This window comes from Pontibacter aquaedesilientis, from assembly GCF_014773225.1.
Lineage (GTDB): Bacteria > Bacteroidota > Bacteroidia > Cytophagales > Hymenobacteraceae > Pontibacter > Pontibacter aquaedesilientis.
On sequence record NZ_JACXAJ010000001.1, the window covers coordinates 1,075,416 to 1,102,408 of the forward strand.

A 26,993-nucleotide genomic window follows, 5' to 3' on the forward strand; every position below is an offset into this window, starting at 1 on the left:
TAACTTTCTAACTTTCTAACTTTCTAACTTCTGTGATAATTGTCACTGTAGCACAGTGCGTCGTACTATACCTTTGTGTTAAATAAAACATAAACTATATGATAGAAATATTCGGTTATATTGCTGCTCTCGTTATAGGGCTCTCGCTTGGCCTGATAGGTGGTGGCGGTTCTATCCTGACGGTACCCGTTCTGGTATACCTGTTGGGCCTTAGCCCTGTTATCTCTACCGCCTATTCTTTGTTTATTGTGGGGCTTACCAGTCTATTTGGTAGCTATAAGTTTTACACCAAAGGGCTGGTAAGCATGAAAACAGCCATTGTTTTCGGTATCCCCTCGATTATAGCAGTGTATGCCACCCGACGCTATATCGTACCGGCTATACCTGATAACCTCTTCACGGTAGGAGACTTACTGGTAACGAAAGGCGTTATGCTGATGCTGCTATTTGCCGGCCTGATGGTGTTCGCTTCCATCAGCATGATCAGAAAAAAGAAAACACCTGTTGAAGCAGTTGATCCGGTAGACGAGAACATCGATACGGCTATAGATGTAGAACACACAGATCCAGCCGAAAAACACCCGAAACCAAAGTTCAACTATGGTGGCATTTTGGCCGAAGGTTTGGTCGTGGGCACGCTGACAGGCTTGGTAGGTGCCGGCGGTGGCTTCCTGATTATTCCGGCCTTGGTGCTGTTCAGTAAGCTCGATATGAAAATGGCAGTGGGTACATCGCTACTAATCATCGCAGCTAAATCGCTACTCGGTTTTATTGGTGATATCTACAATTATGAAATCGATTGGATGTTCCTGGCAATTTTCTCCTCCATCTCTATTGCTGGTATTTTTATAGGCTCTTTCCTGTCAACAAAAATACATGCTGATAAACTAAAGACTTCTTTTGGCTGGTTCGTGCTTGTGATGGGTATTTATATAATCGTTAAGGAGATTTTCTTCTCTTAATCTGCAATGGGTGACCTAAGTCACTGATTGGAGCCAATAATATTTTGATATTTGCACTGTCATGGATCACCAGTTGATCCTGACAATGCACACTGATAATCTAAAATCATGAAAGTAGAACAAATCTATACCGGTTGTCTGGCACAGGGCGCTTACTACATCGAAAGCAAGGGCGAAGTGGCTATCATAGATCCACTCCGTGAAATCAAGCCATACCTGGACAAGGCGAACAAAGACAATGCTAAAATAAAGTATGTGCTGGAGACGCACTTCCACGCAGACTTCGTATCGGGCCACGTGGACCTGGCGAAAGCAACAGGTGCTAAGATCGTTTTTGGGCCAAACGCCCAAACCACATTTGAAGCTTACGTAGCAAAAGATGGTGACGAACTGAAAGTGGGCGACCTGACAATTAAGGTGCTACACACTCCGGGCCATACCATGGAGTCAACTACTTACCTGCTGAAAGACGAGCAAGGCAAGGATTACGCGATCTTTTCAGGCGATACTCTGTTTATTGGTGATGTTGGTCGTCCTGACCTGGCAGCTAAGTCTGAACTGACACAGGAGCAGCTGGCCGAGAACCTTTACAACTCGCTACGCAACAAGATCATGCCTTTGGCTGACGATGTGATCGTTTACCCGGCGCACGGTGCAGGATCGGCTTGTGGCAAGAACATGAGCAAAGAAACATCCGACACACTTGGCAACCAGAAGGCAACAAACTATGCCCTGCGTGCCGACATGACAGTAGAGGAGTTTATCAAAGAGGTGACCGATGGTCTAGCACCGCCTCCAAGCTACTTCCCGCTTAACGTGAAGATGAACAAGGAAGGCTACTCCAGCATAGAAGACGTGCTGACACAAGGACAACAGGCGCTATCGCCGGAGGCCTTTGAGGCAGCCGTGAACGAAACAGGTGCTTTGGTACTGGACACGCGCAAACCAGAGACCTTTGCCGCAGGTTTTATACCGAACTCCATCAATATTGGGATAGATGGCAATTTTGCCCCCTGGATCGGTGCCCTTATACCGGATATTCAGCAGCCAATCCTGTTTATTGCAGACCAGGGACGCGAAGAAGAAGTGGTTACCCGCCTGGCACGTGTTGGCTATGACTATGCGCTTGGGTACCTGCAGGGTGGCCTGGAAGCATGGAAAGCAGCTGGCAAAGAAGTTGACACTATCAAGTCGATCTCAGCCGCTGAATTTGCAGCCGATTACGCGAAAGACAACAGCATAAAAGTGGTAGATGTGCGCAAGGACGGTGAGTTCCAGGCTGAACATGTGGAGACGGCACAGCACGCCTCTCTTGACTACCTGAATGACCACCTGGCTGAGTTGCCCAAAGAAGAGGACATGTATATCCACTGCGCGGGCGGTTATCGCTCCATGATCGCAGCCTCTATTCTGAAGGCACGAGGTTTTGACAACGTGATCAATGTAGAAGGCGGCTTCAAGGCTATTACAGAAACCGATGTGCCGAGAACAGCCTTTGTGTGCCCATCCACTTTGAAATAAACCGGTCTTTTGATCAGATTAATCGGGGCCAGCCAATAAAAAGCTGGCCTCAATTTTTATAAAGTTGTGTTACGTGACCAAAGTCACTGAACCGAAGGTGCTATACCTGTACCTTTGTATTATAATCGGTTTGAAACTTAAAGAAATAGAAAGCCATGTTCAATATTTTTAAATCCGCTCCGAAGAACTATAATGATCTGGACGGAAAGACATTTAAAGCAGAATTCGAGAAAGCAACTAATGCTGCGTTACTGGATGTAAGAACTGCAGGCGAGTTTGATTCAGGCTCAATACCAGGAGCTAAAAACCTGGATTACCTATCTGGTCAGTTTCAGGCAGCGTTAGGAAATCTTGATAAAGACAAAGAATATTTCGTGTTTTGCCGAAGTGGCAACCGCAGCGGTTCTGCTTGTCAGCTACTTTCTGATAATGGCATTAAATGCCATAACCTGGCAGGTGGTGTAGGTGCCTGGCCTAGATAATTAAGGACAATAATAATCCAATTATAAACAGAACGCTATCAGCACAGTTTATCCTTCGCTCAATAAGAAACACATAATTTAGATTAAGGAAAATGTTAGAATTACTTAGCCAACCATGGCCTTGGTACACATCAGGAATTTTGATTGCAGTTGTAATGGTGATCCTCCTGTTCTTCGGAAAATCGTTCGGATTTTCATCTAACCTGCGTGTGATATGCGCAGCCTGTGGTGCCGGAAAAAACGTAAAGTTCTTCGATTTCGACTGGCGCTCACAAACCTGGAACCTGCTTTTTGTAGTGGGTGCAATTTTAGGTGGATGGATCTCATCTGAGTTTCTGACCAACGGTGAGGCTGTGCAAATATCACAGGCAACCATTCAGGATCTGCAGCAGATCGGCGTGTCTGCTCCTGGTGGCCTGCAGCCTGACGAGATATTCAGTATGGGGGCTCTGTTTAGTGCAAAAGGGTTTTTGATTATGCTGATCGGTGGCTTAATGATTGGTTTTGGATCCCGCTATGCTGGTGGCTGTACTTCCGGTCATGCTATTAGTGGACTTTCAAACCTACAGTTACCTTCCCTTATTGCTGTAATCGGCTTCTTTATCGGAGGACTGATCATGACGCACCTGCTGCTTCCATTTATTCTTTGATGGGTCGGAATAACTAAAACTAACTATCACCACATAGCAATTATAACGTGAAAGGATTAAAATTTATATTAGCTGGCATCTTGTTTGGCATCGTGATGAGTAAGTCGGAGGCCATTTCCTGGTACCGAATTCAGGAGATGTTCCGCTTCCAGGCCTTCCATATGTATGGCATCATCGGAACAGCTGTTGTACTTGGTGCTATTGCTACTTACCTGATCAAGAAGTATAACATGAAAGATTATCAGGGTAACCCGATTATCTTCACGCCAAAAGAAATGTCTGTTCCGCGTTACATCATTGGCGGTACGATTTTCGGTTTAGGCTGGGCACTGACTGGAGCTTGTCCGGGACCAATGGCCGTAAACTTAGGATATGGGTATTGGGCCATAGCGGTAGCCATCGGAGGAGCCTTAGCAGGTACTTACCTTTATGGAGCGATCAAAGACAAACTGCCTCATTAATCTATAGTAAAACACACCTGGAACCGATGGCCATTAAATTGACCATCGGTTCTGTTTTTATAGTAACGGGTTAGATTTAGCTACTCGAAAGGTAAAACCAAACAGTGATGACTGACACCAATACAACTCAGCTAGGATTAAGAGAAAACGCCACACAATTCTGGCTGTTGGTACTGATCAATGGTTTTGTGGGCGCCATGGTTGGACTGGAGCGTTCTGTGATACCGGAATTTGCTGAAACTGTTTTTAGCATCAAAGGTAACACAGCCATGCTAACATTTATTGTGGCTTTCGGACTGGCAAAGTCATTTGCCAACCTCATGATGGGCAGGCTGGCCACAAAGTATACCCGCAAGCAACTTTTAACGCTTGGTTGGCTTTTTGCCTTACCGGTACCTTGGCTGTTGTTGTATGCCAACAACTGGTGGTGGGTGATCTTTGCGAACCTTTTGCTTGGCCTTAACCAAGGACTTGCCTGGTCTGCTACGGTGGTCATGAAAATTGACCTGGTAGGTGAGAAGAACCGAGGCCTGGCTATGGGCATCAATGAGTTTGCCGGATATCTGGCCGTTGGCCTCATGTCTTTTTTGGCTGGTTATATTGCCTCTACAACTGGCGTAGTAGCCTATGCGTTTACTCCTGGTATTGCATTCTCAATTATTGGCTTGATGCTTACTGTGTTCTTTATCCGGGACACGCATTCTCATGTGAAAGCAGAAGCTGCCAAAACCAACATTCCGTTACTTCAAAATATCTGGAAAGACACAACCTGGCGTCATGGCAACTTAGGCTCTGTCACGTTGAACGGTTTTGTAAATAACCTGAACGATGGCATTTTTTGGGGTTTATTGCCTGTGCTCTTATTATCGAAGGGTTATTCGCTTTCAGAAACAGGTTTACTGGCAGGTGTTTACCCTGCGGTATGGGGACTGGGGCAATTGGTTACAGGTAAGTTAGGCGATGTGCTTTGTAAGAAGCAATTACTAAGTTTAGGTATGATCGTTCAGGGTATGGCTATCGGGCTTTTGTTCTTTGCAGACTCCTCCCCTATTATTGTCTCTGCCCTCGCCCTACTTGGTGCGGGCACAGCTTTGGTATATCCTAATTTTATATCGGTTGTAGCTGAAAACACGCACCCAACGCAAAGGCCTCAAAGTCTGGGCATTTTCAGATTTTGGCGCGACTTTGGTTATGTGGCCGGTGCTGTGGCAGCTGGGGTGTTTAGTGACTTCTTTGGCGTGGAATTTGTACTGTTGGGAACGGCTATCCTGACAATTGGTGCCGGCGTTTTATCGGAAATACGCATGTGCTGTACTAAAAAGCTCCTGTGGCACAGTCAGGAATGCGGAACAAACTTGGCATCAAGATCTTAAATAGGTAAATTTACGTGAGAGCTGGTTGACTAAACCAGCTGGCAAAATAAGTATATGAAGCACTATCTGCTCCTTTTTTTAAGCACATTGCTATTCCTTTTCACGCTGACTCAACCGAGTAAGTCTGTGAGCGGGTTAGCCTGTGCCATAAAGAATGAGCTGAAAGTGGCTGACAATTATCAGAAACGTAAAAGTCCCTGTGCCAAAAAATGTCTGAAACACCAGACACATTCTGAGCAGAAGAGTGCTGCCAATGTCACAATTGACTGCGGCCAGCAGCTCTACGCTGTTATAGCCGACATACAGTCTAAAACACTTTTCAAATCTGGTGCCGGTCAGCCGTTGATCACTTCTGTTCAAGACAAGCACCAGGACCCTCACCTGGGAGCTGACCCCGATCCACCGAGATTATCTTAAAGTACTGAATACAGCACACGCACAGCCAATTAATACCAGGTATAAGCACAAGCTATACCTGTCTTACTGCTGTGTCTTATTCATTATGTCAAAGCATGCGGTAGATACCATGCTGCTGCGTCTATTATTTTAAGAAGATAATCTCAATCATGGAACATGACTCTTTGAATAAACTATCATTCCTTTTGCTGCGCGTTTTGGGTAGCCTGATCTTCATCATGGCAGGCTTCAACCACCTGTTTCAAACGGCTGGTGCCGCAGCTCGCCTTCAAGAGGCTCCTTTCGCACAACTGGCCACCTGGATCGCTCCAGCGGAAGCCTTGATTATCCTGTCGGGTGTGGGTTTATTGGTTGGTGGCTTCATGCTGCTTGCCGGAATAAAAACCAGGGTGGCGGCCGCTCTGTTGCTCGCTATCCTGATTCCGATTACCCTGACGGTACAGGTAGGCAATGCTGCCGGAAACGGGCCTTTGTTCAAGAACATAGCGTTGATTGGCCTGCTATTATTTTTCATCGTAAACGGTGCGATCTACTACGGATTAGACCAGTTACTTTCACTTAAAAATCAAATGAAACCAAGTATCAAGAATACATCAAAAGGAACCTATGTTACCGTATTGGCATTTGGGTTGTTGGCCTTCCTTGGCTCCTGTGCTGGCGGCACGACGGTTGCAAACAGCACTGCCACAACAGGAACTGTAGCAGACACTAACGGGAAAAAATACGCCGTGCTGATCAGTCAGCCAAATCACTTGAAAGCCGCTGTGCATACAGCCGAGACCATTACGAAGGAAAGTCATTATAACCGTGCTAGCTTTGTCGTAATGGCTTGCGGAAAATCTGTGGAGGCTTTTGTGAAAGAAAGCGACATGGCCCAGCAGATTGAAAAAGGCAATGTTGCAGGTATAACTTACAAAGTTTGCGGTATGTCGCTGAAGCAGTTTAACATAAACGCCAGTTCGTTGGTAGCTGGTGTAGAAGTAGTCCCGAATGGTTTGACCTACATGTTCGATCTGCAGGACCAAGGCTATTCCACTGTTGAGCTTTAAGCTTGTGTGGAATAAGAGCCAACCTCAGTCATCATTCATTTAAAATTACTCGGAGTAATCAATTAATATTAGAAATTACATCATGGAAAAAAATAAGTTTTCGATCAAGAGCATCCCTGGCTGGGCGGTTATGCTGGCCATCTTCGGTATCCTATACCTGACCGGCTTACACACTGAAGCCATCGGGCAAGTACAGCGCATACTGCTGGCAACAGGATTAAAAAAGGCGGATGTGCCTACCACTATCTCTGAAGCCAATTACACTGAAACGGTAGAATCTGAAGGAGTTGCCTCCTCTGCGTCCATGGTAGGAGCCGGATTCAAAATGGTGGACCTCAAAGGCAAGACTGTTGCCTTTGAAAGTCTGAAAGGCAAAGTGATCTTTCTGAACATCTGGGCTACCTGGTGTCCGCCGTGTATTGCCGAAATGCCCAACATCCAGAAACTTTACGACAAAGTTGGCTCTGATAAAATAGCCTTTGTTATGTTATCAGTGGACGAAGGCGGTATGGATAAGGTAAAGAAGTTTATCGACAAGAAAGGCTATACCTTCCCGGTATATATGCCGGCCAGCCAATTTCCACAGGAGTTCTACAGCACTGCCATCCCTACTACTTTCATTATTTCACCGGAAGGGAAAATAGTGGCCAAACAGGAAGGTATGGCTGAATACGATACCAAAGAAGTGCGCGATTTCCTGCAGGGCATGGTGAAGTAACCCAATTGAATAAGCTGGCCTATATCCCATAGGCCAGCTTATTCTTATCATGCTGATGTCTGCAAGTTGATGAAAAGTTTGATAGACTTGGGCCAAAGAGCTCAGACGTATACCTTAATTATGATTTAAAATCTATTTAACTTATTTGCTATGAAACTGAAACTGTTATTTGCTCTCCTATTAGTGGTAATGGTCTTTCCGACTGCCTTTGCCCAAAAGCAGTCTAAACCAAAAGGGGCTAACCAGGCTGAACAAAGTACGCCACGACGCATTGTGTACGATATGGCAGAAGGTGATACGGCACGGCATAGCGGCCTGATGCGTCAGCTCAACAATATCAAAAGGGGTTGGCCCGATGCGCAGATCGAAGTAGTGGTGCACGGCAAATCGCTAAATCTGTTAGTAACAGACAAGACCACGCAGCGTGCGTCTATCAAAGCTTTGCAAGAGAAAGGCGTGGTTTTCGTAGCCTGCGAGAATACCATGCGCATGCAAAAAGTCGAGAAAAATCAACTGCTGCCCGGCGTAACTACAGTGCCAATGGCTATCGGTGAAATCATCATGAAACAAGACGAAGGCTGGGGCTACATTAAGTTTTAAGCAGCCAGATATTATCAATGGAAAAATACTGGAACATATTCACGAATTCCTTTTCGGACTACTGGAATTACCTGTCGCAGGAAATGCTGCACCCCAACTGGGGTAATTATTTTTACTGGCTGCTTGGCTTGTCGCTGTTTTTCTGGCTATTGGAGATGCTACTGCCGTGGCGTAAAGACCAGGACAGGATCAGGCAGGATTTCTGGCTTGACGGCTTTTACATGTTCTTTAATTTTTTCCTGTTTTCCTTGGTTGGTTTCAACGCAATTTCCAACATTGGCGTAGAGGCTTTCAACGATTTCCTGCAATTATTCGGCGTGCAGAACCTGGTCGCTTTCGAGGTGCAGCAATGGCCTGTATGGGCGCAATTGCTCACGCTATTCGTTTTGCGTGATTTCATTCAGTGGAATGTACACCGTTTGTTGCACCGTTTCGAATTTTTATGGCGCTTCCACAAAGTGCACCACTCCGTGCAGCAGATGGGTTTTGCCGCGCATTTGCGCTTCCATTGGGGCGAAACAGTGGTTTACCGCACCCTGGAGTATATTCCATTAGCCATGATCGGCTTCGGCATTCAGGACTTCTTTTTGGTGCATATCTTTGCAACGGCTATTGGCCATTTCAATCACTCCAACCTGCACCTCCCACTAGGGCCGTTTCGCTTCCTGTTCAATAACCCGCAAATGCACATATGGCACCATGCTAAAGACATGCCGCACCGCTATGGCGCAAACTACGGCATTAGCCTGAGCCTTTGGGATTACCTGTTTGGCACCGCCTATGTACCCGAAGACGGACGTGATATCGAATTGGGATTTAAGGAAGTGGAAACTTATCCGAAGTCATTTCTGGATCAGCAGTTTTACCCTTTTAAAAAGGGGGCAAATAAACATGAACAGCGCTTAGAGTCCAAACTGGCAAAGGAGACTATATCTATAGATTAGCTAGATCAACGGAATAGGTTAAATAATACTAACGTTCGAGCGATATAGTGAAATAGTGACATAAAAGCATACATGCCGCGAATGCACGATTCGGGCAGATCGCGACCTGTCCCTACAATGAAACAAAAATGCTTCGGCCCCTACGACGTTATGGTGTAACGTCGGTACATGTCAACTTTCTAACTCCTAAACACTTAAACTCCCAAACTTTCTAATCTTTCTTTTTTTCCTGTAACTTGAGTACAGTTTATACCTAAACTCCTCGTACGATGCAGCACCACGAAGTTCAATCGGAAGACAAAATCCTTTTCTTTAAGAAAGAGTACATTTCCGAGTTCGTGTATGGAGGTATAGACGGTGCGATTACCACTTTTGCGGTGGTGGCAGGGGCTGAGGGCGCCAGTCTGGGTATAGCCGTGGTCATCATACTTGGTCTGGCTAATCTTATCGCCGATGGCTTCTCGATGTCGGTGGGCAACTTTTTTTCTACTAAAGCGCAGCGCGACAATTTCGATCGCCACAGGGCCCGCGAATACTGGGAGGTCGAGAACTTGGGTGAAATAGAGAAAGACGAAATACGCGAGATCTACGCAGCAAAAGGCTTTCAGGGTGATTTGCTGAACCAGGTGGTCGAGGTGATCACAGCCGATAAGGACGTATGGGTGGATACCATGATGAAGGAGGAGCTGCAAATGACCAAGGACGACAAAACCCCTATCAAAACGGCTTCTGTTACCTTCATCAGTTTTATCCTGGTGGGTTCTATCCCTTTGTTGGCCTACATTTTCGCCGGTCTCGATTCAGGTATAGCCGGTGCCGATCTATTTCTCTACTCTAGCATACTCACAGGTATAGCTTTGACCATTGTGGGCAGTCTCAAAAGCATTGTGACGGAGCGTAACATTCTGGCAGGTATAGCCGAAACACTGCTATTGGGTGGACTGGCTGCTTCCCTGGCTTATTTTGTAGGCGATGTGCTGGAACGTGTGTTTAGGTAGATCTGCTATTTCACTAATGTAAAAGTCATATGGCTGATTAAATGCGACATGACTATTTCAGAAGAGGTAAGCGGCGTTAACTTAACTTCAATTTCAGCGAAACTTCTCCTCTCCTCTTTTTACAGGAAGCCTGATTATTTTCATTTCCCTCGACTTATCGAACTTAAATCAGGTAAAAGATTTAAAAAAAATATCGCTGAAAAAACTTAGAATAATATGCTTATACTGTCTAAAGCATACACACTGCCTAAACCTTAGCCAGTATAACCTTATTGAGCAGCTTCTGTAGCCAGTTTGCTCAGGGCAGTGCTTATTTTAACCAGAGTTTCGGTTTCCCCTGAAATGCCGTGCCGCTCTGCCAGATACTGCGGGTCGTTGTAGGCAATATACACCTTCCCGTCTTTGTCCTCATAAACCAGCATCTTCTGTGGGAGATCAATGCCAATGGTCTGCTCGGCTTTCATTAAGGGTGTGCCCAAATTAGGGTTGCCAAACACTATAAGTTTAGTAGGCCTGAGTGCCATACCAACAGACTGCGCATTTTGTTGATGATCGAGTTCTGCAACAAGCTTTAGATTGGAATTGGCCTCTATGGAAGCTCGCAGTTTGCTATAGCTATCTGCAAACGAGTTTACGCTCTCTATACTTATCACGCCTTCATTTAGTGCTACTGTTTCATTCTCGGGCATTTGTATGCTGCTTCCGGTAGCTGTTTCAGTCAGGTTGGTGAGGGCTGTGCTTATTTTGGGTAATGTAGACACGGTGTCTACCCCATGGCGAGATGCTAAGTACTGCACTGTGTTAAAGGTAGCATACACATCGCCCCGTACGTTTTGATAGAGCAGTATGTTCTGAGGCAGGTCGAGACCTGCTTGCTGGTTAGCTTGCATAAGCGGCGTGCCCAAGGCAGGGTTTCCGAAGAGGACCACACGCGTGGGGTTCAGCTCAAGGCCAGCATTCGCTGCATTTTGCTGATGGTTTACCTCCGCCACAATCCCGATGGCACTATTACCGCTTAGTGCATTTACTAAGTCGTTGTAAACAGTATCCAGGTTTCGGTTGGCAGCCTGGGTATAAGCAAGCCCGATGGCAGTTGGTTTGTCCTCCTCGAGAAGATCATCGTTGTCGTTGCACCCGGTTATAATTGTTGCCAGGTTAAGGCACAAAAGCCCAAACAAGCAATTTTTGACAGTTTTTTTCATAGCAGTTTAAATTTGTTCTAGTTAACTAATACCACTTCAAGCTTAAATTGTTGAGATGGATACAAAATGAAGGCATACACCCCTAATACTTGAATAGACAGGACACGGTACAGGTGATTTCTGTGCACGATTCGGTCAGGAGATTTGGGTGATTGTTTGGGAACGATTCGGACAGGTCGCGACCTGTCCCTACGAGGGGTCACATTAAATAGCCTTTTCTCTATATTTTCTCCCCAATTTTTCCTAAACTGCATCTGCAAAACCATAATTACCAGAGAAAACAAACATGCCCCACACCCCTACCCCTGCTGTTACAGACTTCATTACTGTCAGAACAGGCGCAGGCTGTGCAACGCGCCCTGCAATAGCACGAGCGCCCCGCCACAGCCCACGAACTGCTACACCAGTTCAAGCCCACCGCCAAAACCCAGCAAACCCAGCGCCTCCAGCAAATCGACAGCCTGCTGCAAACGCTTCATGGTTTGGGCTTATTAAGGAAAACCGAGCAGGAGCAGTATGTGAAATAAGATACATTTGAAACTATGGTTGTTTTGCTAACTGCATTGCTGGTTGGCGCAGGCATTGTAATTAGCTTTACTGATACATTCTATCACCGGCGCATTTTTGCTATATTTCTATCTTTATGAAGATAAGCACCTGACCAAAACGCATGAAAAAGCTTATACTCCTGCTATTGCTGCCTCTGCTCACAACTGAGTATGCTTTCTCACAACAAATACCTGCTATCCTACCCCTCCGCGAAAGAGCCGCTGTGGAAGACGCCCTGTTACAGGATAGGCTGGAAAATCTCCTCCCCTCGCTGATGCGCCGTGAAGGGATTGATATGTGGGTGATTGTTGCCCGCGAGTATAACGAAGATCCCGTTGCTAAAACCATGTTACCTGCTACCTGGCTGGCAGCACGGCGTCGTACGATCATGCTTTTTCATGACAAAGGAGCGGATAAAGGAATTGAAAAACTGGCTGTAGCTCGCTACGGTATTGGCAACCTAATGAAGGGTGCCTGGACGCCAGAGCAGGAGCCCAACCAGTGGAAACGCCTGGTGCAATTAATAGCAGAACGAAACCCTAAGAAAATTGGCTTAAACTACTCACCCACCTTCGCCCATGCCGATGGACTCACAAAAGCCGAATACGACAGCCTGATGCACTACCTGCCCGCAGCGCATAGGAAAGCTATAGTATCGGCAGAGCGCCTTGCCGTGGATTGGCTGCAGACCAGAACCAACAGAGAGTTAGAGGTATATGAGCAGATCAGCCGTATGGGGCACAGCATTATAGCAGAGGGCTTTTCAGAGGCAGTGATTCAACCCGGTGTCACCACCACCGAAGATGTGATGTGGTGGTATCGTGAGCGCATTGCTGACCTGAAGCTGGATGCTTGGTTTCATCCCACAGTAGATGTGCAGCGTGCCAACCCCGGAACCGGTGATTCGCAACGCTCCTTTTCGCAGAAACCCGGAGTGGAAGTGATCTTACCAGGCGATTTGGTGCATGTCGATCTGGGCATTACCTATTTGGGCCTGAACACCGATGTGCAGCAGCTGGCCTACGTGCTGAAGCCCGGTGAGTCAGCAGCACCTGCACACCTCAAAAATGCACTAGCCACAGGTAACCGACTGCAGGACATCCTGACCTCGAAATTTAAAGAAGGCAAAACCGGCAACCAGGTGTTAAAAGAGGCATTGGCACAGGCACAGAAAGAGAAGATAACAGCAAGTATTTACTCGCACCCCATTGGGTACCACGGCCACGGTGCAGGTCCTGCCATCGGTATGTGGGATATGCAGCAGGGCGTGCCTGGCACTGGCGATTACCAACTGCGCCACAACACGGCCTACGCCATCGAGCTAAACGCAAAAGTAACCCTACCGGAGTGGAACAATAAAGAAATTCGGGTCATGCTGGAAGAACAGGCTGTATTGACACCAAGTGGCGTGCGATACATAGACGGACGGCAAAAAGAACTGCTGTTGATACCACGGGTAAGTTCACATTTAAAGCAGTAACTTCATTAGCAAAACCCGATTTTGTGGGTGGACCTGAAATACTTACACAAAAAAAGCCCGTCAATAACGACGGGCTTTTATCATTTATGCCACTTTATACCTTGGCTATTTGTGGCAGGGTGGCAAGGGCACTGTTAACGATTCCCATCCATTTGTTTGCAAAATGAAGTTCGTTGCTCAGCATCATATTCTGCTCCCGGTTATAAAATTCCAGTTCCTGCGACTGTCTTTTTGGTCCTGTAAAATGAAAGCGCAACACAATCTGGTCGATGATCAGGTCACCGTTCACCTTTCGGCTGTCCTTTACCAACTCGCAGCATTTAACATCAGCCAGGTCTACGATAACCTGTCGCGCAACAACATCCTGCATGTTGAAGTACACCACCTTTCCAACGGCTTCGTCTATACCGATCGCAAAAACCTCATTCCAGAAATCTAGTTTGGTCAGCTGCATCTGCCTTTCCTCGCAAAACGAGAGCATCCTATCCAGCACCATGTTACTTTGCTTTTTCTGTTTTCTCTGAATTAAATAAACCGGCACGATAAACACAGCCAGTGCCAGTACACCAATGATGATTGTCTGTAAATCCATCTTCTTAAATCTTTTTTAAATACCAGAAACATAAAACACCAGTGCATACCGCAACGCGCTACAGCCCGTCGGTATACCTGCATGTTTTTTTAAGTGTGCGGGACAGCCCGCCTATACCTGAAAGGAAGATGGATTACCAGAAATAATGGAAAGGGAAAATAATGTCGCTGCCTGAGAGGCTTCGGTTCAGATTGACAGCGCTGGCGATATACTGCGTAATAGCGCGCTGCAACTGCAGTTCTGCCGTGAACGACAGAAAACCAGCCCCCTTCGAGTCGTTTTTCGACGAAGGTCCCGGTAAATGTTGGAATAAACTGATCTGCTCCTCGGCTCGGGTCAGGCTCGGGGACTTTATCGACTCACCAGCCGAAAGACTAGCCTGTGTATGCTCCTCTGCCACCGCCTGCTCTACGGCGCAAAATACCGCCGCACGATCATCCGCCTGCCAGCCTGGGAGAGCAAGCACACTGGCGAATAGCAGCAACAGGTATCTTGTAAGTTTATTCACCTGACAAAGGTATAAGAAGCCGGTATATTGCAACACTTACCGCCCGTATAAATATTATACTTCCTTACATGCTAGTCACCGGAATATCACTTCCGCTTCAAAGGCGCTGTCAGCAGGCTCTGCTTTTACACGCACCGTCAGGTGGTCATAGAAAACAAACCGTTCGTTGATGCGCACCCACGTGTCGGCATGTTGCTGGTCAGGCACCAGTCGGTTGCTGTAGATGGGTATGTCTTTCTCATCATACACCACGATCTTTAGCTTGACGTCAGCATTTGGCTGCGTTGGCTTCAGAACCAGCGCCTTATCCAGCTCTAAGCTTTTCCTGGCTGGCTTTCCTTCTATCCTGAAAGAGGAGTTTAAGTGCGAGAGTCGTATTGTTTCCATAAGCAAGCTGTGACACGTTTTACATCTGTATACGATGCACCCGCAGATAAGAAACAGTCCTTTTTCCGATCTCCTCTCTCCTATCAACATTCATCTCATTATGAGCGTATTACCAACACCACGCGGCCTTTTATCCGGTCGTGGTGAGCAAAAAATAAAACCAGATTCAACGATCAGAAAAAATGGCTGAGATCAATATTGAACGAAAAAAGAAACCGGTGTGGCCCTGGTTACTCCTATTGGTAATTGTGGCGCTGCTGGGTTGGGTAGTCTATGAGTTTGCCCTTAAAAATGAACAGGCCTATTTGCCCCTGACGCCGAAAGAGCAATCGATAGGAACTGCTACGACACCTGCCACCCGAACAGGAATTATCATACCTAATTAAAAAAGCTATGAACACAGATGAACAACGATTCGAACGCCTGGCCCCGCTGAGCGAGTTGAAAGACTACCAGGTATCCAAAGACAACACCAACGTGACCGGCTGGCGCGTAGTGGGTGCCGATGGCGAGAAACTGGGAGATGTGAAAGACCTGATCGTGGACCTGGATGCCCTAAAGGTACGCTATCTTTCGATCGTGGCCGAGCGCCGCTATTTTGACGGTGACGAGGATACCTTCATACTGATTCCCATTGGGGCTGCTGCCCTGGATCGCGAAGGCAAGAATGTGTTTGTGTCCACGATCGATGCCGCCTCCATCAAGCACTATCCGGTGTATGGCGGTGGGGCTATACCTGCCGACTACGAATACGCTGTGCGCGAGAACTTCAGAAGCGCACGTTACGACAGCACACACGACGCATCGGATTACAAGTCGGAATTCGAGGACGCTTTAAAGCATCAACCAGACAATGCCGCACACCCTATCACCGAGGACTTCTACCATGACGATACCTACAGCGAGGAAAGGTTTTATACCTCTAACGCCGCAGATGCCACCTCCGCCAGAAACATTACGGACCTAACTGCCGCGGACTCTACTGACACGGATCACTCAATCCATGAAAACAGGCCAAAATCAGTGGAAGACTCTATCAACACGATAGAGCGTCTTGAGGACCTGCGCGACAGAGGCTCAATTACGGAAGAGGAGTTTATCCTGCTCAAGAAAAGAGCCCTTGAGTCGTGAGAACTTTGCACCGTCTGCTCCTTCATTTTATACCTGAAAGCCGTCTACTCATTGGGACGGCTTTTTAATTTTTAGCACAACAAGCTTTTTTTAAAGTTATTACCGAGTCAGTTTAATTACCACGTCTGCAACCTGACAGACTCGCCGGCCATAGTCACCGTTTTGAACTTTATCCAATACAATACAGTAAAATCAGGATTATACCTTGACAGTGAGTTCCATCCAAAACAAAATAAAGCATGAAGATCTCCAGACTATTTACTTTATCAGCTGTCTTCTTTACCACCATAGCTGCGTCCTGCAACAACGAGGCAGTCACCAGGGAAGAGGATGACACGCAAAAGCCTGTGGCCACACAGGAGGACTGTAAACCCATAGACATGGGACCAGCAAACTCCCCGGAGCAGCAACCTACTTTCGAAGGCCAGACACGCGCCTGTGCCATCACTTCTGAAACACAATTTAATGTGCAGGTGCTCACCAAAGGCCTCAACAAGCCCTGGGCCGTAGAGCCATTACCAAACGGCGACTTGCTGATCACCGAAAAGCCTGGCAACATGCGCATTGTCTCCGCCACCGGACAAATCGGCAACCCGATTTCAGGTATACCGAAAGTAGACGCCCGTGGGCAGGGTGGCTTGCTGGACGTAGCCCTTGGCCCAAATTTCAGTTCAGACCGCATGATTTACTGGAGCTACTCTGAGCCTCGCCAGGGAGGTAACGCGACCAGTGTGGCACGCGGCGTATTGTCGGAAGACCGCACGCGGGTCGAGAATGTGCAGGTCATTTTTCAGGCCAAACCGGCTTTCAACGGCACCATGCACTACGGATCACGCCTGGCTTTCGGCCCGGATGGCTTGCTATACATTACCTTGGGAGAGCGCTCCGACAAGCAGATCCGTCCGCAGGCCCAGCACATGGACAGCCACATGGGCAAGATCATCCGCATCGCCCCGGATGGTTCTGTTCCGAAAGACAACCCATTTGTAAATGATAGCAAAGCACTACCAGAGATCTGGACAGTCGGTCATCGCAACGTACAATCAGCCGCATTCGACAGCAATGGCAGGCTATGGATCGTGGAGATGGGACCGCAGGGCGGCGACGAACTCAACCTGATCGAAAATGGAAAAAACTATGGCTGGCCGCTGGTAACGTTCGGTGAGGAATACTCCGGCGAACCCGTACCGAACTCAGTCACAACCAAAGAAGGATACGTGGACCCGGTTTACTATTGGGATCCGGTGATAGCCCCTTCGGGCGCTCAGTTCTACACAGGCAGCGCTTTTCCGGAGTGGAAAGGCAACCTGTTTGTGGGAGGGCTGCGCTCGCAGGTACTGGTGCGTCTCAGAATTGAGAACAACCGTGTAACCGGCGAAGAGCACTTGCTCGGCGACCGCAAAGAGCGCATACGCGATGTACGGCAGGGACCCGACGGGGCGCTATACCTGGTTACCGATGCCTCGAACGGGGAGCTCTGGAAAATTTCGCCACGCTAGCCAAAAGACACTGATAAGTGCGGCTTTTCTAAAAACAAAAAAGGACAGGTATAAGCCTGTCCTTTTTTGCATATATACCGTGTAGGTATAGCCGTTATTACTGCGCAACCGGCAGAGACACTTTCAGCATATCCCAGGTAATCTGAATGTTACCGGTAGCGCCATCACCCGAAACGATCTCGTAGCGCAGTCTTTCCTGCTTTACAGGGGCAATCTCAGGCTGCACCGTAAAACGCAGCACGTCATCAGCCTCTGCGTAGTCATCGGCCAGGTGCTGCTCCCAGTTCTTGTTGAGGATGATGGTCCACTCCTTCTCGCCAGGTATAGTGAATAGCGCGTACTTACCGGCAGGCAGCTCCTTACCCCCAACAGTGATGTCCTTATCTGTAGTCAGGCTGGTAGCCGAGTGCGCACCCGTTACCCATACCTGGTTATAAGCCACCAAGCCGCCCCAGATCATGCGTCCGCGCACCGCAGGCGAATGGTAAGCGATGGTGAGGTGTGCGTCGCCGATCATGCCATGGGCCTCCGCCTTCAGGCTGCCTTTCAAAGTGTCGGCCTCTGCCTGGGCACCGATAATGGTCGCGCCTTCGCTAGTTTTCATGCTATGGCCTTCGTGGGCGTCCTGCGCCACGGGCGTTTCCTGCTCCTGCTCTTGTTCTGGCTGATTACAGTAGGTGAGGGTGGCGCAAAGGAAAAGTACCGAGGCCAGTTTGGTAATATTATGATTCATAAAGAGATAGATTAATTTAACAACATTTCAGGTATAAAGATAGGGCACTGGATACACAGCACCAAGCACTCAAGCTTACAATAGATGACAACCTTTCTAATAAATATGTAAAACAGAATAAGATATCTGTAAAACTAACTTATTCAGAAGCGAGTAACCAATACAGTGTTCGAATCAATGGCTCTAAAACAGCTATAAAGTTTAACCTTAGCATATGAAACTATGAATGACGATGGTTAAGCCAAACTTGAAAAAATAGTGCCCTAATACCAGAATTAACCTCGAAACAGTACGGTTAACTGTCACCGGCAGTTAATGTGGAATTGATGAGCCTGAGCACGGTGATCGTGGCTATAAATGCACAGTTGTTACGTCGGCAGCTCAGGTAATGGATTATGTAGGTCTAAACAGTATTTATTCATAATAAACCCACTCCTATGAAAAAGCAATTCTATTTACTCACTTTTTTCCTTCCGCTGGCTTTGTTAGGATGCCAACAATCTGACGACGCGCAGGGTATGCTGCAAAACGAAAATGAACGGCAAAAAGTCTACAACACCATCCTGGAAAATGAAGAGATGCGCAACGAACTGATGGCCGTGATGCGGGAGCGTAACATGGGTGAAGGGATGATGGGCCAACGCGGTATGATGCAAGGCGGCGGCATGGTAGGCGACACAAGCGGTATGGCTGGTATGCACCAACAAATGCAGGCCCAGATGAAACAAATGATGCAGCTATGCGAAACGGATTCAGCTGCCTGCAGCAACATGACCCGGATGATGCTGGCAAACCGGGCGCTCATGGGAAACATGATGCAACAGATGAGAAAAGGCGGCATGGAACAAGGCTGTCTGCAGCAGATGATGAGGCAGCTGGAGCCTAAACAGTAATCGATATAAACCAATAAAACAGTTCAGATGAAAGAAAACAACTACAAGAAATTCGCCCTTATGCTTGGTGCCTCCTTTGTCATTATGTACACAGTCATGTTCCTGAATGTTGATCGGCTTGACCACGTATACCTAAGCCTGACACGGGTGTACATGACGCTGCTGATGGTCTCTCCCATGGCTTTGCTGATGCTTTTCTTGATGTCGCACATGTATAAAAACAAGAAGCTGAATGCCTTGATCGGAGCATTGAGTGCAGCTGTATTTGTCATCGTGCTGTTGTTGCTGAGAACGCAGACATTTATTGGAGACGATGAGTATATAAAAGCGATGATCCCGCATCATTCCTCTGCCATATTAACCAGTCAGGAAGCCGACATCAAAGACCCGGAATTGAAAAAGCTGGCTGAGGAAATCATCAAAACCCAGAAGGAGGAAATCGCCCAGATGAAAGGTATACTTCATAAAAATGACTAAAAATTCAGTCCGGGCAGATGGCGCTTAGCTACTTTGTGCTGGATTGATGAAAACAGCCAACTGATTTATGAACATACTCTACGGTATAGCAGGCGTTCTCCTAATTTTGGTGATACTAAAGGATTTGATTACCACCACCCTGTCATATCAGGGGGCTGGCAGGATTACCCATTTTATCTCTGAAAAGATTTGGCACCTTGTGCTGAAGGTCGCAAAGAATAAAGGCAGTTCTCCATTGCTTGACCATGCGGGCTACATCAACATGGTGACCATCATTCTGACCTGGGTGATGGGTATGTGGATCGGGGCATTTTTGCTGTTGCTGACCGACCCGCGATCCGTGCTCGACAGTACCACCAATGTACCGGCAACCGCTTGGGAGAAGTTGTATTTTTCGGGCTATACCTTGTCTACGCTGGGTAATGGAGACTTTAAGGCTGGCAGTACATTCTGGGATATCACGACCAACCTGCTCGCTTTCAGCGGACTTGCCTTCATCACTATCTCCATCACCTATATCATGCCCGTACTCTCTGCTGTCATTCTGCAGGTAAAACTGAGCGTGTTTATCAACTGCCTGGGCAACACTCCCCAGCAGATACTGGCTAACGGGTGGAATGGACAGAACTTTGACAGACTGCTCAAAAACGATGCTGACATTGCAGACATGCTAATCGAGCATTGCGAAAATCACAAGGTATACCCCATTATTCACTACTTCCATAACAGCGAACTAAAGAAATCAATCATCGTTAGCCTGGCCATACTGGACGAGGCCATCAGTATGCTGAGTGTTGCTGTGGATAAGTCCGCCATGCCCGATAAAAAAGACATAGCGTTACTACAGAAATCCATGGATTTTTACCTGGAGGTACTGAAACAGGATAAAAAAATAAACACAAGTGACATGCCAGCACAACCTGATTGGACTCTGCTTGAACAGGAAGGCATACCCCTGAGCCAGGAATCCATAGAAGAATTCAATACCAATGCCCACCTCCACAAAAGAAGAAGAATTCTGGCACATTTGCTGGAAGAGGACGGCTGGAATTGGGACGATGTATATGGCTACCCGTAACACCTGGGCCATGCAACTCATCTGATCGTCCAGATTAACTGCATGGCCCAGTCCTGGTAGGATTGTGGCTAATAGGCCGATGCAACAAGTAACATGATCAATGAAAGCTGTATCCCTACACCTATGCCCACCCCTGCCAGGGCTTTTCCTTTCTTTCTGCGATGCGCCTGCTCCCGATACCCTTTCTCATAATCCGGATTGCCGATAAGATTTACATCTGACACCCATCTGGCATCTACCTTGGGTGGTGTGGCCGCAATCGCAACACTTCCGGCAAGCCCCAACGGAAACATAACCATTGAACTCGCAGCAGAGCCCCACATAGCCCCGTTTCCGCTATAATATTTGAGCGCATCTTCTTTTCCGAGGTTATACAGATAGTCAGGTTTAAGGCTGCGCTGATCATAGACCTGAATGCTGGGCAAGTGCGATTCAAAAACCTCCTTTGTCCCGTTTTCGAACTGCACCATAAACACTTCTGTTTTCGGTATCCGCCGGATCACACCCTGTAATGAGTCCGGGTGTCGGTACTGAATATCTGACAAGCCTATTTCCAGCACACGTGCTCTCAATTCCTCTCCAGAGATTTTAATGATGCGGTCTTGGGCAAGCACATGGTAGTGTACCAGAACCAGTAATAAGATGGTGCAATATTTAGGCATAGTCGGTAACTTTTAGATAGTAAAAACTGCTAAACAACTGGTCGAATCAGCTTAGTACTTGCGCGAGTTGAAGCCGAAGAGCAAACTAAAGCGTGCGCCGTCTTTGGAGGGAGCCACGGCAAAATTGACCGGAAAGTTCACGCCCTGGCTTTGGAAATTGGTACCAACGGCCATTACCAATCCAGCCCCCCCAAGCGAGACGTTCGGGCCAATGCCAAACTCAAGCCCCTTAGCCCCTCTTATACCTACAAGCGCACTCAGGCTTGGCAAAAACTTACCCTGCTCCAAACCGCCAATCAAGGGCACAAACTCAAACAAACCTGAGGTACCATTGTCCAAGGTGAAAACCCGCGTTTCAAACTGCCAGCCAAACTGCGTCATAAAGGCACTGATGTCGGTATCGTAATCGCTTTTGATATGGTCACGGTATTTTTGGCTAAGCACCGTGAAGCCCAGACGTGGACCGCCAAGTTTCAGATTCTCCTGCGGATATCCCGTTCTGGTTGGTTGGGCCGGCTGCTGGGTGGCTGGTCGCACCACATCGTTCAGGGTTACCTTGGTACCATTCTCATACTTGATCATAAACACATCGCTTTTGGCAACCGAAATAGTAGGCCCCTCCAGGTTGTTGAACAGCTTGTACCGAATCTCGTCCAGGTTGATCTCGAGTACCTTCACTTCCAGCTCGTCGCCGTTTCTTTTGATGAGCATGTCTTGTGCCTGGCTAATCAGACAAAATGTGCAGGCGATTAAGGTGATTAAAATCTTTTTCATGGCTTTTTCTTTTAAATTGTAAATGTTTATAAACCTTTGATAAGGATGAGGTAAAGGTAGCAGCACATGCAGCTGAAAGAAAGCCAGCAAATCAAATTTAAGGACTTTTTAAAACCATCGGTTTTTTGTTTATATATTTGATTTAAAGATATTTACATATTAAATATCAGACCTTACAAATGTGTCATCCTCCAGAGATAAATAGTAGAAAAGCCTAAAAGCAGGTATGGACGATTTAAAAACCATTTTGGAGACGCTCTCGGAGGATGACCGCAAGGAGTTAGCCGCTTTTATCCAGCGCCAGAAAAAGAAGAAACATCGCAAAGACCTGGAGCTTTTTCAGTTGCTGCAACAACCCAGGCACCATTCCCCCGAGCAGCTGATCAAGCGCCTGTACCCCGAAGCCCCAAATCCGGTCGCCTATTATGCGCTGCGCAAACGGCTGGCTCGGCACCTGACCGATTTCATCCTGCTCAAACGCATGGAAGAGGACAGTACGGCCGCGGCGTCCATCATGGGTTTGTTCTCTCTGGCCCGCTACCTGTTCGACGCACGGGTGGACCGGCTGGCCTGGACCTACCTGCTTAAAGCTGAAAAACTGGCTGTGGCCAATGAGCAGTTTGACCTGCTGAACACGATCTACAATTTGCAGATTGAAAAAGCTGACAACGAATTTGCCGATGACCTGGAAGAGATTATCCGCAAGCGCAACCAGAACAAGCAGGCAGCCGATGAAGACGAGCGGGCCAACATCGCCAACAGCCTGATTAACCAGCGCCTACGGGCTGTGCGCCGGCAGGGCCGCGACCTGAACTTTGACAAGATCATACAGGAGGTGCTGCAAACCTACAACCTGACCGAGGCCGTGAGCAAGCGACCTTCCCTGCTGTATAAACTCATGTCCATTGCCCGCAGTGCTGTGCTGGCACGCAAAGACTTCCTCACTTTCGAGCCCTACGTGCTCAGTCAGTACCACGAAACAGAGCAGAAATACGGTTTCATAAAAGCACATCAGTACTACAAACTGAGTCTGCTCTACATGATTGCGCACGTGTTTTACCGGAACAAGAAATTCGGGGAGTCTATCCGGTACCTGGCTCAGTTGCACGATGATTTGAGTAAAGAAGGCAAAAGTCACTACGCCACCTTTTACCCGCGCTATATATTTCTGATGGTGGCCAACCTGGTGTTCCTTCGCTGCAACGATGAGGCCATCGCCCTGATGGAGAAACTGCTTTATAAAACCAGCATAACCCTTAGCACCAAAGACCAACTGACGGCGCAGCTGGGGTTGAGCTTCAACTACTTCGCACAGGGTTCCTTCTCCAAGGCGAACCGCGTGTTGCTTAGCATAAAGCGATCGGATAAGTGGCTGGAGTCCAAAATGGGGCGGGAATGGGTACTGAAGAAAAACATGGGCGAGCTGATCTTACAGTATGAACTGGGAAATGAAGACCTGGTGCTGAACAAGATACGCGCCTTCGAGCGTACCTTCCGGGACCTGCTGCAGGAACCTGCCTACCGAAATGTACGGCAATACCTGCAGTTGATCAAGCACATGGTCGATCAACCTTTTGCCGTAGAGAGTCCTGCCTTTTTTAACCAGGTAGAAAGCACGCTGGAATTTGAGACGTTTGAGCAAACCGACATACAGGCCATGAGTTTTTATGCCTGGCTGAAAGCAAAAATGCTGCGTAAGCCCTATTACCAGGTGTTGCTGGAGCTGGCCAGGAGCGATGGCTCTTTGAAACAGGATTGACTAACTTTAAAAACACGTACAAGGCTATATGACACAAAGCAACTATACCATACCTGCCCAAACCCGCATTGGGCACGTGCACCTAAAAGTGGCCAACCTCGACCGGGCCATGAAGTTCTATTGTGACCTGCTGGGCTTTGAGCTGATCACGATGTATGGGGAAGACGCCGCTTTTATTTCGGCAGGTGGTTATCACCATCATATCGGGCTGAATACCTGGTACAGCAAAGGCGGCTCACCGCCACCGCCACACAGCACGGGCCTGTTTCATACGGCCATCCTCTATCCGACCCGCAAAGACCTGGCTGCTATCCTGAAACGTCTTATGGATGCGGAGTACCGCCTCGACGGGGCGTCTGACCATGGGGTTTCGGAGGCGCTATACCTGTCTGACCCGGATGGAAACGGCGTGGAGCTGTATTGGGACAAGCCCCGGTCCGAATGGCCACAGAAAGCAGACGGCTCCATCGAGCTGTATACCCACCGGCTGGACCTGCAGGACTTGCTGGAAGAATTGAAATCGTAAACCCATTGGGTATAAAATCAGGTATAAGCTACTTATTCAACTGTCAACAAACGCCATGCCCCACATTGCCATCATTTCCTCCAGCGTCCGCACCGGGCGTAAAAGTCACCGGGTGGTGCTTTACCTCCAAAAGTACATTGAGTCGCATCAGCTGGCCTCAGTCGAAATACTGGACCTGAAGGAATACGACTTTCCGGTTTTTAACGAACGCTTTAGCCGACAGCACGAGCCAACCGACAAAATGAAGGATTTCAGAGACAGAATCATTCAGGCTGATGGTGTTATCATTGTGACACCGGAATACAACGGCGGCTACCCGGCCAGCTTGAAGAATGTAGTGGACTTTTTGTACGAGGAGTGGCATCGCAAACCCGTTGCCATTTCTACAGTGTCCGGGGGTGCCTTTGGCGGTTCACAGGTAATTACCTCGCTTCAGTTCTCGCTTTGGAAAATTCGCGCCTGGACAGTGCCCGCCATGTTTCCGTTACCGAAGGTGCAGGACAACTACGACGAAGAAGGCGATCCTGCTGACAAAGAGGCGACCGACAAACGGGCCGATCACTTTATACAGGAACTGCTGTGGTGTATGGAGGCAAAGGCTAAAATGGATGAATCAGCTGACAAATCCTGACACAAGCTATACCTTTACTTGAGGTCACACAGGTATGGATATAGCTTTTTACCCTAGAGTTCTGCAAAATCGGCGCTGCGTGGCAGTTCCATAAAATGCTGTGCCAGCTCTTCGGGCAGCGTGGCCAGTTTTCGTTTCAGGGTGTCGATCCAGGCACCCTCTACTTTGATGACTGCGGCTTTCACGCCATTAGCCTTGTAAAGTTCGTGTTGCAATGCCCACCGGGAACCATCCTTCCGGCTGGCGGTCAGCATTGTTTTAATGGTGATCTCCTCATTTATACCTACCTCCCGCAGGTACATGGTTTCCTCTCTGAATAAGATCGGGCCAATGTGTAGCCGCTGAAACGTCTTCAGATCCAACCCAAGTTCTTCCAGGGCTTCAATTCGGGCCTGCGCCGCGAAGTCGGCATAGGCAGAGTGGCGCATGTGCATGTTCGCATCCAGGTGCGACCACATCACTTTGCCGGTATAGGTATGGGACATTTAAAGTTCTAGATGATTGGGTGTTATAACGTCTGGCAAACTGCAAAGTTAATTCACCCAGGTATAACACAGGCTGTTTTTAAGTAAAAACTGGGTTAATTGGCTGGCATATAGGAAAATAATTATACTATAATATTATATTTACCCTTCCATTATTCCGTCAATTTCAGCCTATGAGAACAATTTTACTTATTTGCTTTATTTTCTTTCTCTTCTCAAAAGTAGTTGCGCAAGAACACTCCTATGCCCTTAGTAATATTATGGGACAAACGCTTAGCAATCCACATGATTTCAGCGTGGCAGATAATGGGGATATTTATGTGGTTGACAAATTCAGTATCAAAATTTATTTTAAAGATATAGCCAATCTTTCGGAACTGCATGTTCGCGAAATTTTCATAGACCATGAATTTGCTGGTCATTCAATTGCGCTAGATAACGAAGGTCACTTTTACCTTGTGAGAGATGATCATAAAGTCTATAAATATACCCTCCAAGGTGAGTTAGTATTGTCTTTCGGTGGGAAAGGTCAACAGCCAGGAAACTTTGATTCACCTCGAGATATTGCCCTAGACTCACAAGGAAACGTTTACGTTGCTGATACATACAATTACCGGATACAGAAGTTCAATAAAGATGGCAAATTTCTACAGATAATAGGAGGATCAGGAGACGGGCACGGCACTCTTAATTTGCCCACTCAAATTAAAATCGATTCCGATAACAAGATCAATATAATTGAAAAGCATCGCTTTCAGCGATTGTTGCCTAATGGCACTACCGATCTATCTATTGATCTAAATGACTTAAATGATGTAGCAATCGATCCTGAGGGCAACATTTTTATTTCGTTTGGGCCATTGTATACAAACAAGTATGCAAGTGATGGTCAACTACTTGAGACTTTGTTTAGCAGAGGAGTATGGGACATCAATACTTCAAAGATTCGCCTAAACATTGATCAAGAAGGATACTTTTACCTCTTGGAAATAGATAGTAGCACCCGAAATAATAGATTACAGAAATTTGATTCATCATTTTTCTGGCTCCTCTCATACGGAAAGCATTATGCAGACAATGCGACTTATCTAGACTTAAACAAATCCAGGGTTACATTCGACGCCAGTGGTAACTTTTATACTGCAAATCAAACAACGACGCAAAATGATACTACATTACACTGGGTGCAGTTATTTAACTATCATGGGATTTGGAGAGAAAGCTTCGAAGTCCCGAGCGATCTAAAGAATTCAACAATCATTGAAGACATCACGATTGATAACCAAGGTTTTGTTCATGTCTTGGCTAATCTTGAACGTGGGATTGTTCACAAGTATTCCTCTATCGGCAAGTATATCTCAAGTATAACAACCTTACCATCAAATGTAGAGCACAACTTTTCTCCTAAAAGGCTATTTTTTGATCAGTCAGATCACATGTTCCTCACGGATG

The 26,993-nt window shown here is 47.2% G+C and carries 30 protein-coding genes and 1 pseudogene; 23 read left to right on the plus strand and 8 right to left on the minus strand.

The window, feature by feature from the left end:
* Positions 1-98: 98 nt before the first annotated feature.
* The 12 genes from H9Q13_RS04655 to H9Q13_RS04710 all read left to right on the plus strand — a co-directional run bounded on the left by H9Q13_RS04655 (position 99) and on the right by H9Q13_RS04710 (position 10,175).
* Positions 99-962: a sulfite exporter TauE/SafE family protein gene (locus H9Q13_RS04655; protein WP_191182548.1), complete on the plus strand. Its 864-nt coding sequence runs from the start codon at positions 99-101 to the stop codon at positions 960-962.
* A gap of 108 nt (positions 963-1,070) precedes the next feature.
* On the plus strand, positions 1,071-2,483 hold the full coding sequence (locus tag H9Q13_RS04660) for an MBL fold metallo-hydrolase (protein ID WP_191182549.1): 1,413 nt from the start codon (positions 1,071-1,073) through the stop codon (positions 2,481-2,483).
* A gap of 155 nt (positions 2,484-2,638) precedes the next feature.
* Positions 2,639-2,965: a rhodanese-like domain-containing protein gene (locus tag H9Q13_RS04665; protein ID WP_191182550.1), complete on the plus strand. Its 327-nt coding sequence runs from the start codon at positions 2,639-2,641 to the stop codon at positions 2,963-2,965.
* Positions 2,966-3,057: 92 nt separating this feature from the next.
* Complete coding sequence (locus H9Q13_RS04670) at positions 3,058-3,615, plus strand: YeeE/YedE family protein (RefSeq protein ID WP_191182551.1); 558 nt, start codon at positions 3,058-3,060, stop codon at positions 3,613-3,615.
* Positions 3,616-3,662: 47 nt separating this feature from the next.
* Positions 3,663-4,076, plus strand: a complete 414-nt coding sequence (locus H9Q13_RS04675) for a YeeE/YedE family protein (protein ID WP_191182552.1) — start codon at positions 3,663-3,665, stop codon at positions 4,074-4,076.
* A gap of 107 nt (positions 4,077-4,183) precedes the next feature.
* The gene (locus H9Q13_RS04680; RefSeq protein WP_191182553.1) at positions 4,184-5,449 is read left to right on the plus strand and encodes an MFS transporter; all 1,266 of its coding nucleotides are present in this window, start codon (positions 4,184-4,186) and stop codon (positions 5,447-5,449) included.
* 54 nt (positions 5,450-5,503) lie between these two features.
* Complete coding sequence (locus H9Q13_RS04685; protein ID WP_191182554.1) at positions 5,504-5,866, plus strand: hypothetical protein; 363 nt, start codon at positions 5,504-5,506, stop codon at positions 5,864-5,866.
* Between the two features lie 164 nt (positions 5,867-6,030).
* On the plus strand, positions 6,031-6,915 hold the full coding sequence (locus H9Q13_RS04690) for a DoxX family membrane protein (RefSeq protein ID WP_224744058.1): 885 nt from the start codon (positions 6,031-6,033) through the stop codon (positions 6,913-6,915).
* An 82-nt stretch (positions 6,916-6,997) separates the two neighbouring features.
* Entirely contained in the window at positions 6,998-7,633 is a 636-nt protein-coding gene (locus tag H9Q13_RS04695) for a TlpA disulfide reductase family protein (protein WP_191182556.1), read from the plus strand.
* A 150-nt stretch (positions 7,634-7,783) separates the two neighbouring features.
* On the plus strand, positions 7,784-8,233 hold the full coding sequence (locus H9Q13_RS04700) for a DsrE family protein (protein WP_191182557.1): 450 nt from the start codon (positions 7,784-7,786) through the stop codon (positions 8,231-8,233).
* 17 nt (positions 8,234-8,250) lie between these two features.
* Positions 8,251-9,177 (plus strand): sterol desaturase family protein, encoded by a 927-nt coding sequence (locus H9Q13_RS04705; protein ID WP_191182558.1) that lies wholly within the window; start codon positions 8,251-8,253, stop codon positions 9,175-9,177.
* A 269-nt stretch (positions 9,178-9,446) separates the two neighbouring features.
* Positions 9,447-10,175 (plus strand): VIT1/CCC1 transporter family protein, encoded by a 729-nt coding sequence (locus tag H9Q13_RS04710; RefSeq protein WP_191182559.1) that lies wholly within the window; start codon positions 9,447-9,449, stop codon positions 10,173-10,175.
* Positions 10,176-10,444: 269 nt separating this feature from the next.
* Here the strand turns inward: H9Q13_RS04710 and H9Q13_RS04715 are convergent, their stop codons facing one another.
* A complete protein-coding gene (locus H9Q13_RS04715; protein ID WP_191182560.1) occupies positions 10,445-11,377 on the minus strand; it encodes a DUF302 domain-containing protein in 933 nt (310 codons plus the stop codon).
* Positions 11,378-12,047: 670 nt separating this feature from the next.
* Between H9Q13_RS04715 and H9Q13_RS04720 the strand changes: the two genes are divergently transcribed.
* The gene (locus H9Q13_RS04720; protein WP_191182561.1) at positions 12,048-13,406 is read left to right on the plus strand and encodes a M24 family metallopeptidase; all 1,359 of its coding nucleotides are present in this window, start codon (positions 12,048-12,050) and stop codon (positions 13,404-13,406) included.
* A 94-nt stretch (positions 13,407-13,500) separates the two neighbouring features.
* Here the strand turns inward: H9Q13_RS04720 and H9Q13_RS04725 are convergent, their stop codons facing one another.
* The 3 genes from H9Q13_RS04725 to H9Q13_RS04735 form a co-directional block, all read right to left on the minus strand.
* Positions 13,501-13,998, minus strand: a complete 498-nt coding sequence (locus H9Q13_RS04725; RefSeq protein WP_191182562.1) for a preprotein translocase subunit YajC — start codon at positions 13,996-13,998, stop codon at positions 13,501-13,503.
* A 133-nt stretch (positions 13,999-14,131) separates the two neighbouring features.
* Positions 14,132-14,506: a hypothetical protein gene (locus H9Q13_RS04730; protein ID WP_191182563.1), complete on the minus strand. Its 375-nt coding sequence runs from the start codon at positions 14,504-14,506 to the stop codon at positions 14,132-14,134.
* 75 nt (positions 14,507-14,581) lie between these two features.
* Complete coding sequence (locus tag H9Q13_RS04735) at positions 14,582-14,893, minus strand: hypothetical protein (RefSeq protein ID WP_191182564.1); 312 nt, start codon at positions 14,891-14,893, stop codon at positions 14,582-14,584.
* A 182-nt stretch (positions 14,894-15,075) separates the two neighbouring features.
* Here H9Q13_RS04735 and H9Q13_RS04740 point away from each other — a divergent pair, with 182 nt between their 5' ends.
* The 3 genes from H9Q13_RS04740 (at position 15,076) to H9Q13_RS04750 (ending at position 17,523) form a co-directional block, all read left to right on the plus strand.
* Positions 15,076-15,279 carry a hypothetical protein gene (locus H9Q13_RS04740; RefSeq protein ID WP_191182565.1) on the plus strand — a complete coding sequence of 68 codons (204 nt, stop codon included), beginning with the start codon at positions 15,076-15,078 and terminating at the stop codon, positions 15,277-15,279.
* A 7-nt stretch (positions 15,280-15,286) separates the two neighbouring features.
* A complete protein-coding gene (locus tag H9Q13_RS04745; RefSeq protein ID WP_191182566.1) occupies positions 15,287-16,024 on the plus strand; it encodes a PRC-barrel domain-containing protein in 738 nt (245 codons plus the stop codon).
* Between the two features lie 239 nt (positions 16,025-16,263).
* Positions 16,264-17,523, plus strand: a complete 1,260-nt coding sequence (locus tag H9Q13_RS04750; RefSeq protein ID WP_191182567.1) for a PQQ-dependent sugar dehydrogenase — start codon at positions 16,264-16,266, stop codon at positions 17,521-17,523.
* Positions 17,524-17,620: 97 nt separating this feature from the next.
* On the opposite strand, the gene H9Q13_RS04755 is transcribed toward H9Q13_RS04750, so the two are convergent.
* On the minus strand, positions 17,621-18,256 hold the full coding sequence (locus H9Q13_RS04755; protein ID WP_191182568.1) for a DUF2911 domain-containing protein: 636 nt from the start codon (positions 18,254-18,256) through the stop codon (positions 17,621-17,623).
* A 437-nt stretch (positions 18,257-18,693) separates the two neighbouring features.
* On the opposite strand from H9Q13_RS04755, the gene H9Q13_RS04760 reads away from it, so the two are divergent.
* The 3 genes from H9Q13_RS04760 (at position 18,694) to H9Q13_RS04770 (ending at position 20,704) form a co-directional block, all read left to right on the plus strand.
* Positions 18,694-19,149 carry a hypothetical protein gene (locus H9Q13_RS04760; protein WP_191182569.1) on the plus strand — a complete coding sequence of 152 codons (456 nt, stop codon included), beginning with the start codon at positions 18,694-18,696 and terminating at the stop codon, positions 19,147-19,149.
* A 27-nt stretch (positions 19,150-19,176) separates the two neighbouring features.
* A complete protein-coding gene (locus tag H9Q13_RS04765) occupies positions 19,177-19,626 on the plus strand; it encodes a DUF305 domain-containing protein (protein WP_191182570.1) in 450 nt (149 codons plus the stop codon).
* Between the two features lie 67 nt (positions 19,627-19,693).
* Positions 19,694-20,704: a potassium channel family protein gene (locus H9Q13_RS04770; RefSeq protein ID WP_191182571.1), complete on the plus strand. Its 1,011-nt coding sequence runs from the start codon at positions 19,694-19,696 to the stop codon at positions 20,702-20,704.
* Between the two features lie 68 nt (positions 20,705-20,772).
* Here H9Q13_RS04770 and H9Q13_RS04775 read toward each other — a convergent pair whose 3' ends face one another.
* Positions 20,773-21,366, minus strand: coding sequence for a hypothetical protein (locus H9Q13_RS04775; protein ID WP_191182572.1), 594 nt, complete (start codon positions 21,364-21,366; stop codon positions 20,773-20,775).
* A gap of 51 nt (positions 21,367-21,417) precedes the next feature.
* Positions 21,418-22,140, minus strand: coding sequence for a hypothetical protein (locus H9Q13_RS04780; protein WP_191182573.1), 723 nt, complete (start codon positions 22,138-22,140; stop codon positions 21,418-21,420).
* A gap of 226 nt (positions 22,141-22,366) precedes the next feature.
* Between H9Q13_RS04780 and H9Q13_RS04785 the strand changes: the two genes are divergently transcribed.
* From H9Q13_RS04785 to H9Q13_RS04795, 3 genes are read left to right on the plus strand one after another with little or no spacing between them, the layout of a single operon-like run.
* Positions 22,367-23,899: a hypothetical protein gene (locus tag H9Q13_RS04785; RefSeq protein WP_191182574.1), complete on the plus strand. Its 1,533-nt coding sequence runs from the start codon at positions 22,367-22,369 to the stop codon at positions 23,897-23,899.
* Positions 23,900-23,927: 28 nt separating this feature from the next.
* Positions 23,928-24,425, plus strand: a complete 498-nt coding sequence (locus H9Q13_RS04790; protein ID WP_191182575.1) for a VOC family protein — start codon at positions 23,928-23,930, stop codon at positions 24,423-24,425.
* 55 nt (positions 24,426-24,480) lie between these two features.
* Complete coding sequence (locus H9Q13_RS04795; RefSeq protein ID WP_191182576.1) at positions 24,481-25,056, plus strand: NADPH-dependent FMN reductase; 576 nt, start codon at positions 24,481-24,483, stop codon at positions 25,054-25,056.
* A gap of 53 nt (positions 25,057-25,109) precedes the next feature.
* Here H9Q13_RS04795 and H9Q13_RS04800 read toward each other — a convergent pair whose 3' ends face one another.
* Positions 25,110-25,541: an acyl-CoA thioesterase gene (locus H9Q13_RS04800; RefSeq protein ID WP_191182577.1), complete on the minus strand. Its 432-nt coding sequence runs from the start codon at positions 25,539-25,541 to the stop codon at positions 25,110-25,112.
* 260 nt (positions 25,542-25,801) lie between these two features.
* On the opposite strand from H9Q13_RS04800, the pseudogene H9Q13_RS18235 reads away from it, so the two are divergent.
* Positions 25,802-26,158, plus strand: a pseudogene (locus H9Q13_RS18235) (hypothetical protein); the annotation flags it as partial.
* Between the last annotated feature and the right edge of the window lie 835 nt (positions 26,159-26,993).